Raw genomic sequence first — 12,488 nt, 5'->3', positions numbered from 1 at the left:
ATAATTTGCCGTTATGTTTGTAAGAGATCTCTCACAGTAACGTGGGACTTTTTAGATCGTTAAGATGGTAAATATACCGATATCCAGAAATTATTTATTTTCTATCAAATGCTTATAATTATATTGTAGACCTCCTACCACTTCGCCGGATAATCGACTACGTGCAGAGGGCTTTTTCTGTCGCCAGAATATCGTATTCTTAACCATGTCATCACGGAGGTGACAAGGACAGGACAAGTCATGGATAGGCGCCTCAGGAAGAGAAGCAGTGGTCGAGGATGAACCATTGGCAGGGATGTGTAGGAACCTCTTTAGGATAAAGATAGGACACCGCCAGGAAGGTCGAGAGAGTCAATAAGGATGCATTGACGGGTCAGGACGCCAAGGAACTCTTCAGGACGAAGATTATGGATAGCGCTGATGGATTCAGCATACTAATTATGGATGATGCAGGGAGCATCGTTGTAGCAGGATTGCTGCGAGTAAGACCTCAGGGCGCGACGTAAGTCGCGCCCGTTCTTTTATATGCGCTCACCAGAAGCGCTTCGCCTTATTCTTATTGATGCATTGAGATAAGCAAAGCTACTCGAGATGTAAATCCAGTGGTGTTTTGCTCATACGTCCGCCGATCTCACGTGTTAGCTGTGGTACTAAGTATCCGGATAACCTTTGCATGATGCTATGTAGCAGCGAGCGCGCGGTTTCATCACTGACATAGAAATGTGCCGCGCCTTGTACCTTATCAAGTACATGTAGGTAATAAGGCAGTATGCCAGCGTCAAATAGCCGATTAGACAGGGCTATGAGTGTCTCTGCATGGTCATTGACCCCTTTCAGCAATACTCCTTGGTTAAGCAATGTGACGCCTGTTCCTTTCAATTTCGCCATGGCCTTGACGAAGGCAGCATCAATTTCATTGGGATGATTGATATGCGTGACGAGCACGACTTGAAAGCGGCTCTTCGCAAGGAGCTGACAGAGTGTCTCTGTAATTCGTGCAGGTATTACGACAGGTAAACGGGTGTGGATCCGTAGCCGTTTGATGTGAGGCAGTTGTGCGAGCGCTGTTAGCAACCATTCGAGCTCATGATCTTTGGCCATTAATGGATCGCCGCCAGATAAGATGACTTCATCAAGTTCAGGCTGGGTTGCGATGTAATCCAGCGCAGCTTGCCATTGGCGCTTTCCTCCTCGGTTGTCTTGATAAGGAAAGTGGCGCCGGAAGCAGTAGCGGCAGTTGATGGCACAGCCGCCTTTTACAATGAGCAGGCAGCGATTATGGTATTTGTGCAAAACCCCCGGTTGTTGGTTGTTTTGTTCATTAAGTGGATCCTGGCTGTACCCTGGCTGAGTTGTGAGCTCGTCAACGAGAGGTAAAACCTGACGCAATAATGGGTCATTAGGGTTGCCCTTTTCCATTCTATCAATAAAGCTTTGAGGTACACGAAGGGCAAATAAACGTTTTGCATCAAACCCAGCCTTATACGGTGTGGGATCGATATCAAGTTGAGCCAGTAAAGAATCGGGGTCAGTGATCGCATTCGCAAGTTCTGTCAGCCAGTTTTGCTCAACAGTTGGTACGTTTCGGGTTATGATGTGTGGCATTAAATTTAACTCGAAGATAGAAAGAGGAAAAAATGGCTACTGTTAGCACTAATGAGTTTAAAGGCGGTCTTAAAATTATGCTTGATAATGAGCCTTGTGTCATTCTCGAAAACGAGTATGTTAAACCGGGTAAAGGTCAGGCATTCAATCGCGTGAAAATCCGTAAGCTGCTTTCTGGTAAGGTGCTAGAGAAAACCTTTAAGTCAGGCGAGACGGTAGAAGTCGCTGACGTTATGGATCTGGAGCTAGACTACCTATACAACGATGGTGAATTCTATCACTTTATGAACAGCGAAACGTTTGAGCAACTTGGTGCTGATATGAAAGCTGTTGGTGATAGTGCGAAATGGCTGAAAGAGAACGACAGCTGTACGCTAACGTTGTGGAATGGTAATCCTATTACGGTAACGCCACCAAACTTTGTTGAGCTTGAAGTCACAGAGACAGATCCTGGTCTAAAAGGTGATACTCAGGGTACCGGAGGCAAGCCTGCGACACTAATTACTGGTGCGGTTGTGCGTGTTCCTCTATTCATTCAGATTGGCGAAACCATTAAGGTGGATACGCGCTCAGGCGAGTATGTGAGTCGTGTAAAGTAGTCATCGAGGTTAGATAGGCGCGTACATGGTGATGCGCTTTTTATTTTCTTGATGCTCAGAGATAAAAAAACACCGCCCAAAGGCGGTGTTTTTATTTCGTATCGACTGGCTTATACCATGAATACGAAGACAACGGCTAAAATTGACACAGTGTACGCTGCAACATAGCAAGCGATTTTGCCAACAGTACCGATGTGGAACTTCAGATCGTGCATACCGTGGTGTATACGGTGCATAGCGTGCCACATTGGCAAAGCCAGTGTACCCACAGTGAATGCCATACCAATCCAGCTGCTAACAAACGCGCTAACGCGCTCGTAGTTCAATGCCTCGGCACTGATGATGCCCATTGGTACTAAGATACCCAATACCAAAACGGTAATTGGTGTGATCATTGCGAACCAAGTACCACCGGCACCAAATAGGCCCCACCATACTGGCTCGTCTGAACGTTTAGGATTGCGATTGACCACAATTAACTCCTTAAACCAGAACTAGAACAATAAGTGAGATAGCGGCAACCGCTGCCCACTGACCAAGCACAACCACTTTCTTATCGATTGTTTTGCCTTTCAATTTGATAGGCATTACTTGTGGCATCATGCTGAAGAACGTCTGCGCATGGAACAGGCTACCAGCTAGGGCAACGATGTTAATCGCGATAACGATTGGGTTTTTCATAAAGCCTAACCAGCTTTCCCACGCCGCTTCACCTAGCACTAAGCTGCCTAGACCGAAAGTTAGGAACAGGGTGAATAGGATCAGTGGTAGCACAGTGGCTTCACGAACCATGTAAAAGCGGTAGAAAGGGTGATCTTTCCACCAAGTACGCGTCATTTCACGAACGTAAGGCTTACGATTGCTCATAATTAGGCCTCCGGTTTGATCATGGCAATAACGAAGTCTTTAGACGACTCGATTTTACCTTGGTTAACTGCAGCGGCAGGATCCACGCTCTTCGGACAAACTTCAGAACAGTAACCTACAAAAGTACAACCCCATGCGCCATTGTCGCCGTTGATTAGCTTCATACGCTCATCAGCGCCGTTATCACGGCTGTCTAGGTTGTAGCGGTGCGCCATGGTCAGAGCGGCTGGACCGATAAACTCAGGGTTTAGGCCGAACTGAGGACACGCGGCATAACAAAGACCACAGTTAATACAAGCAGCAAATTGCTTATATTTTGCCATTTGTGCTGGTGTTTGGTTGTTTGGACCATCTTCAGGCTTGCGATCGTTACCGATGATATAAGGTTTGATCGCTTCTAGACGCTCGATGAATGGTGTCATATCAACAATTAAGTCTTTCTCAATCGCGAAGTTGGCTAATGGCTCAATGGTTAGGCCATTTGGGTAATCACGTAGGAAAGTCTTACATGCCAGTTTTGGCACATTATCTACCATCAGGCCACATGAACCACAGATAGCCATACGACAAGACCAACGGTAGGCCAGATCTTTGTCTAGGTTATCTTTGATGTAGCCCAGAGCATCGAGCACAGACATTGTGTCGTCAAATGGTACTTCGAACGTTTGCAGATATGGTTCTGCATCTTTCATTGGGTCGTAACGAAGAATCGATACTTTTTGGATACGGTTTGCAGACATTATTTCGCCTCCTTCTCAGCAGCCTTTTCAGCGGCATCAGCAGCTTCAGCTTCGGCACCGTATAGACGTGCTTTAGGTTGAGACTTGGTAATGGTTACATCGCTGTATTCAATGCGTGGTGCATCATCACCGTTATAATAAGCAAGAGTGTGCTTCAAGAAGTTCACATCATCACGCGCTTGACAGCCTTCGTCTAGACGCTGGTGTGCGCCACGAGACTCGCGACGTAGAAGTGCTGAGTGAGCCATTGCTTGTGCAACTTCAAGACCGTAACCAATTTCGATAGCGTAAAGTAGATCAGTGTTGAAGACTTTACCTTTGTCTTGGATGCTGATGTTCTTGTAACGCTCACGCAGTTCAGCCAGTTTATCAACAGTCGCTTGCATTAAGTCTTCGCGACGGTAGATACCACAACCCGCTTCCATGGCACTACCCATTTCGGTACGGATCTCGGCCCAGTTCTCATCACCTTCTTGGTTCATCAGGGTGTCGATACGTGCTTGAACATCAGCAATCGCTTGTTCAACGGCACTCTCGTTCCAACCTTTAAACTCTGCAGCACGTTTAACTGCACCTTCACCAGCTAGGCGGCCGAAGACAACCAATTCTGCTAGTGAGTTTGAACCTAGGCGGTTTGCACCGTGCAGACCAACAGAAGAACACTCACCAACCGCAAAGAGACCTTTAATCTTGGTTTCGTTGTTCTTGTCTGTTTCGATACCACCCATGGTGTAGTGTACGGTAGGGCGAATTGGAATCGGCTCTTTAGCAGGGTCAACGTTAACGTAAGCTTTTGATAGTTCACAGATGAACGGTAGACGCTCATTTAGGTACTCTTCACCTAAGTGACGTAGGTCTAGATGAACAACGTCGCCCAATGGGTGATCGATGGTGTTACCTTTTTGCTGCTCGTGCCAGAACGCTTGAGAAACTTTGTCACGTGGACCCAATTCCATATATTTGTTCTTAGGCTGACCAACTGGGGTTTCTGGACCCATGCCGTAGTCTTGTAGATAGCGGTAACCGTTTTTGTTAACGATAATACCACCTTCACCACGACAACCTTCAGTCATTAAGATGCCGGTACCCGGTAGGCCCGTTGGGTGATACTGAACAAATTCCATATCACGTAGTGGTACACCGTGACGATAAGCCATCGCCATGCCGTCACCTGTTACGATACCGCCATTGGTATTCACGTTATAAACGCGACCAGCACCACCTGTCGCTAGAACGACAGATTTTGCTTTGATGCATACCATTTCACCTTCCGCCATGTGAATAGCGATCAGGCCTTGAACTTCGCCTTCAGATACAATCAGGTCAACCACAAAGTATTCGTCAAAACGGTTGATTTGATCATATTTGATCGAGGTTTGGAACAGAGTATGTAGCATATGGAAGCCGGTTTTATCCGCGGCAAACCAAGTACGCTCTACTTTCATACCACCGAAACGACGAACGTTAACGTCACCGTTTTCTTTACGGCTCCATGGACAACCCCATTGCTCTAATTGGGTCATCTCACGGGTGGCATTTTCAACAAAGTACTCCACCACATCCTGTTCACATAGCCAGTCACCACCGCCAACAGTATCGTTGAAGTGATTGTCTAGGCTATCCTCATCCTTGATAACCGCTGCAGAGCCGCCTTCGGCTGCTACAGTATGCGAACGCATTGGGTAAACTTTGGAGATCAGAGCGATTTCCAGCTCTGGGTTTGCTTCGGCAGCAGCGATCGCGGCACGTAGGCCAGCACCGCCAGCACCAACGACAGCGATATCTGTGGTGATTGTTTTCACAGCTATTCTCCGGAGGAAAGGTAAAAATTAAAAAAGGAACTTAAAAGCCCCTAGCCCTTAAAAAATCTTGTGCACATTCTAGTGAACAAAATTCATGAAATATTTGATTTTGACGCACATTCCTATTCAAAATATGAATAGACAGCAAAAAAACGCAACATCTGTGATCTACATCAAGAGGTAGAGTAGTATAAGCTTATTAACACATTAACAGTTGTTTTCATTCTAGCGTGTCAATGACGTGCTTGCCTTTTTTTGTGTTAATTCATAACAAACATATACTTACCATTACCTTCTGGTTTGGATTGAAAGTTCAAATCTGATCCAAACGAGATTTGATGCGATTGAGGCATCTGCCTTGTTGCTATTACATTAATGGTAAATATGTATCGTTGCGAAGTATACCGTTTGAGTAATAATAACCCCACAAAAAGCGCGGCCGATATTCAGCGTTCATTCAGCTTTATTGAGCGGCGGTGGTGATAGTAGTTAAAAAGAATAGGATAAAGTATGACGTTATGGCAGCCCTCAGCTGATATTACAGTTTTAAAGCGACGTGCAGCATTAATTGCTTCTATTAGGCAATTTTTTTTGGCTCGTGATGTGCTTGAGGTGGAAACGCCGGCGTTGAGTCAGGCAACGGTTACCGATGTGCATCTACATACTTTTCAAACCGAATTTGTTGGACCAGGATTTGCGAAAGGGAAAAAGTTGCGCCTGATGACAAGTCCAGAGTTTCATATGAAGCGCTTATTGAGTGCAGGCAGTGGCTGTATTTATCAGCTAGGTAAAGCATTTCGTAATGAAGAATCAGGGCGTTACCACAACCCAGAATTTACCATGTTGGAGTGGTATCGGGTTGGCTTTGACCATCATCAACTGATGATAGAGGTTGATACATTGCTACAATCCATATTAGGGGAAGGGCCAGCGGAAAAGATGACTTATCAGCATGCATTTCAGCGTGTATTGGGGGTTTGCCCATTGGAGGCATCAATGTCGACATTGAAGCAAGTTGCGGCGACATTGGGCCTCAGTGATATCGCCGAGTCAGAGCAGAATCGCGATACACTGCTGCAGTTATTGTTTAGTGTTGGGGTTGAACCGAAGATTGGTCAAGATACGCCGGCGATGGTGTATAACTTTCCAGCATCTCAAGCGGCATTAGCCAGAATTTGTCGGCAAGATCATCGAGTGGCAGAGCGCTTTGAAGTCTACTTTAAAGGCATTGAGTTGGCGAATGGGTTTCATGAGTTGGCAGATGCTAACGAGCAGCGCCTGCGTTTTGAAGCAGATAACCAATATCGTCTCGCTCACCATTTGCCGCCACAATTAATTGATGAGAATTTGCTGGCAGCTTTGGATGCTGGGCTGCCTGATTGTGCCGGAGTTGCGTTGGGGGTTGATCGATTGATTATGTTAGCTTTAGAAAAAGATCATATTGATGCTGTGATGGCTTTTCCTGTTGCCCGTGCTTAAGCGTTTTCTGGATTGCTAGCCGCACTACCACTTTAGGATAATTGCGGTGCCTAATACAGCGAAGCAGGCACCAACCCAAGATGGTGCATTAGGGCGCTGTCGCGTGAATAGCCACATCATTGGCAGGATCATGATTGGGGTGGTTGAGGACAATATACTGACCATCCCGACATCGCCTTTTGATAGTGCAATCATAATCAAGGTCATCCCTACGCCCATAGCAAGAAAGCCATTGAGCGCCACTTGACTCAAAATGGCAAAGTTTATCGGTTGAGTGGCTTTTGCTACCGAGGTGCCCGTTAAGTACAGCAAGCAATGAGCACCGAGAGCGCTGGCCATGCGCAAGGCCGAACCCGCAATCGGGTCAACGCCTGCAGCCATAACAGGCTTGGCGATAACGGCCCCAAGAGATTGACAAAGAGCGGCAATCAGACCAAGCGCGACAGCCAGCCAGATATTTCCATTGATTGATTCCCACGTGTGTGAGCTATTTTTTTGCCCAAAAAAGACCGCCATCAGCACCCCAGAAAAGACGAGAAGGGCCCCCAATAGTTTCCAACCCCAAAGGTGTTCCTGAAATAACCATACGCCCAATAAGGCGGAAAACACAGCGTGACACGAAAAGAGTAACCCAGCACGGCGCGGCCCAACACGATTAAAGCAAGCAAAAAGGGCGGTATCACCAATAAAAATACCGACAAGCCCTGACAGCATCATTAATGGGTAGCTTTCAAACGCCAGCGTCGACCAGCCATTAGTAACCCAAGCCGCACAGACAAGCATTAGAGTGACACATGCCATTCGCCAGCGGCTATACGCAAAGGTACCTAAATGTCGAGCTGGCGTTACAGAGATCATCGAGCTGAGTGCCCATAAGAAGGCAGCCCCCAGCGCTAACCATTCATAAGTCATAGAATATCAATTCGTGAGAGTTTAACTGGTTGCGACAAAAAATCGGGCTTACGCCCGACTCGAACTGTTGTTGATTATAACTTAAGTGTTAGGTAAGGATTAATGCACAAGTATAAACAATGCTAAGGCCAACAAGGCCAATGATAATGCCTGTTTTTGCCATGTCTTTACTCTCAATTAATCCGGTAGAGTAGGCGAGAGAGTTTGGTGGCGTTGAGACGGGAAGAATCATACCCAGCGAGGCAGAAAATGCGACAACGACCAATACACCTTGCAAGCCCCCCATGGTGGCTAAGGACTCCATTGATGTAGCAACCGCCGCAGCAATAGGAACTAACAAGTTAGCAGTGGCCGTATTTGACATGAAATTAGCCATTAACCAACAGATGATAGATAGAGTTATCACCACCGCAATAGGCGACAAGCTATCATAGTCGATAGCATGCGCGAGTGCTTCGGCGAGCCCAGTTTTGCCCAAGGCCATGCCAATCGCGATCCCTCCGGCGACGAGCCAAAGCACATCCCAGTTAATAAGCTTGAGCTCATCTTTGCCCATGATGCCCGTCAATGTAAACGAAGCGAGTGGGATAACAGAGACAACATAGACATTCATGCCATGTAGTGAGGTGGTCATCCACAGTAAAATTGTGATCGCGAAAGTAGCGTAGACGACCATCGCACGCCAGCCTTTTTGGAATGATCCTTCTAGATTGAGTTCAATCTTTTCTAATGTTGTCGGGAAGAGTTTTTGCAAAAGCCACCAAGCAAAGGCCAATTGAACAATAACAAATGGTAGGCCGAGCATCATCCATTGCATGAAGGTAATGGCATGCTCACCTTCTAAGTATTGTAAGGCAATAGCATTGGGTGGGGTACCAATTGGTGTTGCAATACCGCCAGTATTTGCGGCGATTGGGATGCAGAGTACAAGCGCCTTGATACCCGTATCCCCTTTCGGAACGGAGGCAACAATCGGGGCTAGCAGTGCCAGCATCATTACCGTGGTTGCAGTATTTGACATGAACATTGAGAAAACAGCAGTGATCAGCATTAACCCGAGCATGATAAATTTAGGTTGTGTGCCAAACGGCTTTAGCAGCACGCGAGCAAGGTTATTATCTAGCTCGTAACGAGATGCAGCGATGGCTAATGCAAACCCCCCCATAAAGAGAATAATGATAGGGGAGGAGAAGGCGTTAAGAATATCGGTGTATTTCAAAAGTACTTCATTCTCACCTGTCGGAGCTAAGACGGTTAAGCCATTGTCGGAGATAAGAACAAGTTGCAAAACAATAATTAAAATTGATGTTGCAAAAACGGGAACAGGTTCAAGCACCCACAACAAGGCTGCTAAGGCAAAAATCGCGAGCAGACGGTGTTGCACTTGTGTGAGTCCTTCAATGGGAATAGCACTTGAAGGAAGGGTGAGGATCAGTAAGGGAATGCCAAAGGCAAGCAGTATCCGTACTACGGACGATATAGAGATATTATTCATAGGCCAAATAATTGATTAAATTGTTAAAAACTGTAATCTAGGATACTGCTTTTTGTTGGCCTAAGCGTCGATTATGTCAATTTTCCGATCTAAAACGGGGGTTGAAAACCCCCGTTAGCTCACAAAAAATGAATTTAGTCTATTTTACGAGATTAGAGTTAAAGTGACCGTAAGTTTGTCCCATGCGAGTAACGCTATTTACAGCCATTGAGGATTCAAACTGCATCATATCTTTTGGGAAAAGGTTGATGACGGTTGAGCCTAGCTTAAAGCGCCCCATCTCTTCACCTTTTTTCAGATGAATAGCATCCGACCCATCTTGAGGGTAATCCCAGCGACGAATCATGGATCCGGTAGGCGGGGTAACAGTTCCTGCCCAAACCGTTTCAATGCTACCGACAATGGTTGCGCCAACCAAAATTTGAATCATTGGTCCATGCTCTGTATCAAAAAGACATACGACACGCTCGTTGCGTGCAAACAGGTTAGGAACATGCTCAGCGGTTAGTTGATTAACGGAAAATAGATCGCCAGGGACGTACACCATTTGACGCAGTGTCGCATCGCACGGCATATGGACACGGTGGTAATCTCGTGGAGAGAGATAAAGGGTCGCAAAATGGCCGTCAGTAAACTGTGCAGCTAAGGTTTTATTGCCACCGACTAATTCACAAACGTTGTAAGTATGCCCTTTAGCTTGGATCAGTTGATCATTAGCGATTGGACCAAATTGACTCACACAGGCATCAGCGGGAAAACAGAGACTATTGCTGTTGTCATCAATTGGTCGTGCACCTGACTTCATCTCACGCACAAAAAATTGGTTGAACGTTGGGTAGGCGGCAGGATCTGCATCAGCCGCTTCTGTCATATCGATATTGTATTGACGAATAAAGCCTTTAATTATCGATGTGGTGATATTACCACCTTTCCATGCTGCCACTTTTCCCGCTAAGCGCGTGATAGCATGTTTAGGTAGTAGGTATTGAAATGTGATTTTTAGTTTATCGATGATTGACATGATGTCGTATTCTCTAGGTACCGGATTTGGCTAAATGACCGGCAATACTATAACAGCAACAGGGGAAAGTCAGTCTTCCCCTGTCAAATCGGTAAGCAGATCCCGTTACTCAGGCTTATGCCGAGAAAATTGTCGATTGGCCTTCATCTCATCCATGCTTTCAACGATTCGATGGTAGTTAGCGAACCGAGAATGGGCAATCTTCCTTTCATCTGCCGCTTGGCGTAGCAGGCAGCCTGGATCGTCTTTATGTTTACAGTCCCTAAACTTGCACCCACCAAGATATTGTCGAAATTCGACAAACGCTTTTGTGACTTGCTCTTTGTCTAGATGCCATAGCCCAAACTCCCTAACGCCTGGAGAATCAATAAGATCTCCTCCTTGCGGGAAGTGATACAGGCGTGCAGCAGTGGTGGTGTGCTTTCCTAGGCCAGAGTTTTGTGAAACATCACCGATATCGGCTTCCACTTCAGGGATCAAGGTATTAACTAAGCTCGACTTCCCAACACCAGACTGGCCGACGAAAATGTTAATGTGCCCTTTTAATGCTTCCTGTAGCGTTGTCATGCCTTCACCCGATTGGGAGCTGACCAAGATAACGTGATAGCCAATGCTGGTATAGATAGCCAGCTTCTTATCGATATCTGGGCGGTTTTCACTGGCGATTAGGTCAGTTTTGTTTAGAACGATCAATGGCTTGATGCCTATTGTCTCAGCGGCAACTAAGTAACGGTCAATAATGTTTAATGACAACTCTGGAAGCACGGCAGACACAATGACAATTTGGTTAACGTTAGCTGCAACAGCTTTTACGCCGTCGTAATAGTCTGGACGAGTGAGCATGGATTCGCGTTCATGCACGGCCTCAACAACGCCAGCAATACCTTGTAATGACTCAATACCAGGTCGCCATACGACCCGATCACCAGAAACGAGGCTTTTTATGCTACGACGCAAGTTACAGCGGTGAATTTCTCCCGATGTCGTATCTTCAACATCAGCGTGCTGACCAAAACGCGTGATAACTAACCCCTCTTGAGCAGCTTCCAGTAGGGATTCATCCCACTGAACATCGTCCTGTTGGCGTTGTAATCGTTTGTTTTGGTTAGAGCGTACTCGTCGGGTTTGCCCTTTGGTTAACTTTTTCTTTTTTGCCACAATTTGTTCATCTGTTGTTTGGCTTTCGCTTTAAGCTCGGTATCATACATGTTTTAGTCACAAAATAGGCAACTACGATGACAATGAGCGATCAGAATTTAATTTGGATAGATCTTGAGATGACAGGGTTAGACCCTGAAACACATAAGATCATCGAAATTGCGACCATTGTAACCGATGCAGACTTAAACATTTTAGCTGAAGGACCAGTATTAGCGATTTATCAACCTCAAGCCGAACTGGATAAAATGGATGAGTGGTGTACAACAACACACACCGGTAGCGGTTTAGTGGCACGAGTTCAGCAGTCAAAAGTGTCAATGGAAGAGGCTGAAAATCAGACTATTGCCTTTTTGTCTCAATGGGTTAAGTCTGGTGTTTCGCCTATTTGTGGCAACAGTATTGGCCAAGATCGCCGTTTCCTATATAAGCAGATGCCATTATTGGAGCAGTATTTTCACTATCGGTATCTAGATGTTAGTACGATTAAAGAGTTAGCACGCCGTTGGCAGCCAGAGGTATTAAAAGGGGTTAAGAAGCAGGGCACCCACTTGGCGCTAGACGATATTCGTGAGTCAATTGCAGAACTTGCTTACTATCGTGAACATTTTTTCAAATAATGATGCATTTTTGTTCGAATGCAATCCAGTTGAAAAAAAACCTGTTACCCCCCTTGCATCTGAGGAAATACCTCGTATAATGCGCAGCCCTGAACGACGAAGTTTCAATAACTTTCCGTTCATGAGTGCGACACTAGCTCAGCTGGTAGAGCGCAACCTTGCCAAGGTTGAGGTCACGAGTTCGAACCTC

At 46.0% G+C, this 12,488-nt stretch carries 12 protein-coding genes; 3 read left to right on the top strand and 9 right to left on the bottom strand.

Features of this window, described 5'->3' with window-relative positions; translation table 11 throughout:
• Positions 1-582 precede the first annotated feature (582 nt).
• Positions 583-1,605 (bottom strand): EF-P beta-lysylation protein EpmB, encoded by a 1,023-nt coding sequence (gene epmB / locus ACKLNH_RS18715; protein WP_413113784.1) that lies wholly within the window; start codon positions 1,603-1,605, stop codon positions 583-585.
• A 32-nt stretch (positions 1,606-1,637) separates the two neighbouring features.
• On the opposite strand from epmB, the gene efp reads away from it, so the two are divergent.
• The gene (gene efp, locus ACKLNH_RS18710) at positions 1,638-2,204 is read left to right on the top strand and encodes an elongation factor P (RefSeq protein ID WP_413113783.1); all 567 of its coding nucleotides are present in this window, start codon (positions 1,638-1,640) and stop codon (positions 2,202-2,204) included.
• A gap of 110 nt (positions 2,205-2,314) precedes the next feature.
• Here the strand turns inward: efp and frdD are convergent, their stop codons facing one another.
• Genes frdD through frdA form a run of 4 tightly spaced genes read right to left on the bottom strand, consistent with a single transcriptional unit; the run spans position 2,315 to position 5,613 of the window.
• Positions 2,315-2,677: a fumarate reductase subunit FrdD gene (gene frdD / locus ACKLNH_RS18705; protein WP_413113782.1), complete on the bottom strand. Its 363-nt coding sequence runs from the start codon at positions 2,675-2,677 to the stop codon at positions 2,315-2,317.
• A 10-nt stretch (positions 2,678-2,687) separates the two neighbouring features.
• Positions 2,688-3,071, bottom strand: a complete 384-nt coding sequence (gene frdC / locus ACKLNH_RS18700; protein WP_413113781.1) for a fumarate reductase subunit FrdC — start codon at positions 3,069-3,071, stop codon at positions 2,688-2,690.
• 2 nt (positions 3,072-3,073) lie between these two features.
• On the bottom strand, positions 3,074-3,811 hold the full coding sequence (locus ACKLNH_RS18695) for a succinate dehydrogenase/fumarate reductase iron-sulfur subunit (protein WP_413113780.1): 738 nt from the start codon (positions 3,809-3,811) through the stop codon (positions 3,074-3,076).
• Positions 3,811-5,613 carry a fumarate reductase (quinol) flavoprotein subunit gene (frdA, locus tag ACKLNH_RS18690; protein ID WP_413113779.1) on the bottom strand — a complete coding sequence of 601 codons (1,803 nt, stop codon included), beginning with the start codon at positions 5,611-5,613 and terminating at the stop codon, positions 3,811-3,813. Before frdA ends, ACKLNH_RS18695 begins: the two co-directional genes overlap by 1 nt.
• A 510-nt stretch (positions 5,614-6,123) precedes the next feature.
• On the opposite strand from frdA, the gene epmA reads away from it, so the two are divergent.
• The gene (gene epmA / locus ACKLNH_RS18685) at positions 6,124-7,092 is read left to right on the top strand and encodes an elongation factor P--(R)-beta-lysine ligase (RefSeq protein ID WP_413113778.1); all 969 of its coding nucleotides are present in this window, start codon (positions 6,124-6,126) and stop codon (positions 7,090-7,092) included.
• A gap of 24 nt (positions 7,093-7,116) precedes the next feature.
• Here the strand turns inward: epmA and ACKLNH_RS18680 are convergent, their stop codons facing one another.
• The 4 genes from ACKLNH_RS18680 to rsgA all read right to left on the bottom strand — a co-directional run bounded on the left by ACKLNH_RS18680 (position 7,117) and on the right by rsgA (position 11,678).
• Positions 7,117-8,004: a DMT family transporter gene (locus ACKLNH_RS18680; protein ID WP_413113777.1), complete on the bottom strand. Its 888-nt coding sequence runs from the start codon at positions 8,002-8,004 to the stop codon at positions 7,117-7,119.
• Between the two features lie 88 nt (positions 8,005-8,092).
• Positions 8,093-9,499 (bottom strand): SLC13 family permease, encoded by a 1,407-nt coding sequence (locus ACKLNH_RS18675; RefSeq protein WP_413113776.1) that lies wholly within the window; start codon positions 9,497-9,499, stop codon positions 8,093-8,095.
• 139 nt (positions 9,500-9,638) lie between these two features.
• Positions 9,639-10,514: an archaetidylserine decarboxylase gene (asd, locus tag ACKLNH_RS18670; RefSeq protein ID WP_413113833.1), complete on the bottom strand. Its 876-nt coding sequence runs from the start codon at positions 10,512-10,514 to the stop codon at positions 9,639-9,641.
• A 111-nt stretch (positions 10,515-10,625) separates the two neighbouring features.
• On the bottom strand, positions 10,626-11,678 hold the full coding sequence (gene rsgA, locus ACKLNH_RS18665) for a small ribosomal subunit biogenesis GTPase RsgA (protein ID WP_413113775.1): 1,053 nt from the start codon (positions 11,676-11,678) through the stop codon (positions 10,626-10,628).
• Between the two features lie 77 nt (positions 11,679-11,755).
• Between rsgA and orn the strand changes: the two genes are divergently transcribed.
• Positions 11,756-12,298, top strand: coding sequence for an oligoribonuclease (gene orn / locus ACKLNH_RS18660; protein WP_413113774.1), 543 nt, complete (start codon positions 11,756-11,758; stop codon positions 12,296-12,298).
• The last annotated feature ends 190 nt before the right edge of the window (positions 12,299-12,488 follow it).

It is taken from the genome of Thaumasiovibrio clandestinus (genome assembly GCF_047250365.1).
GTDB lineage: Bacteria > Pseudomonadota > Gammaproteobacteria > Enterobacterales > Vibrionaceae > Thaumasiovibrio.
Note: the sequence above shows the minus strand (reverse complement) of the source record. Positions and strands in the feature narration are given on the sequence as shown.

Excerpts from the sequence above, each read along its gene's own strand:
- ACKLNH_RS18680 (WP_413113777.1), bottom strand. The coding sequence starts at position 8,004 with ATGACTTATGAATGGTTAGCGCTGGGGGCTGCCTTCTTATGGGCACTC.
- frdC (WP_413113781.1), bottom strand. The coding sequence starts at position 3,071 with ATGAGCAATCGTAAGCCTTACGTTCGTGAAATGACGCGTACTTGGTGG.
- epmA (WP_413113778.1), top strand. The coding sequence starts at position 6,124 with ATGACGTTATGGCAGCCCTCAGCTGATATTACAGTTTTAAAGCGACGT.
- epmB (WP_413113784.1), bottom strand. The coding sequence starts at position 1,605 with ATGCCACACATCATAACCCGAAACGTACCAACTGTTGAGCAAAACTGG.
- ACKLNH_RS18675 (WP_413113776.1), bottom strand. The coding sequence starts at position 9,499 with ATGAATAATATCTCTATATCGTCCGTAGTACGGATACTGCTTGCCTTT.
- efp (WP_413113783.1), top strand. The coding sequence starts at position 1,638 with ATGGCTACTGTTAGCACTAATGAGTTTAAAGGCGGTCTTAAAATTATG.
- orn (WP_413113774.1), top strand. The coding sequence starts at position 11,756 with ATGACAATGAGCGATCAGAATTTAATTTGGATAGATCTTGAGATGACA.
- ACKLNH_RS18695 (WP_413113780.1), bottom strand. The coding sequence starts at position 3,811 with ATGTCTGCAAACCGTATCCAAAAAGTATCGATTCTTCGTTACGACCCA.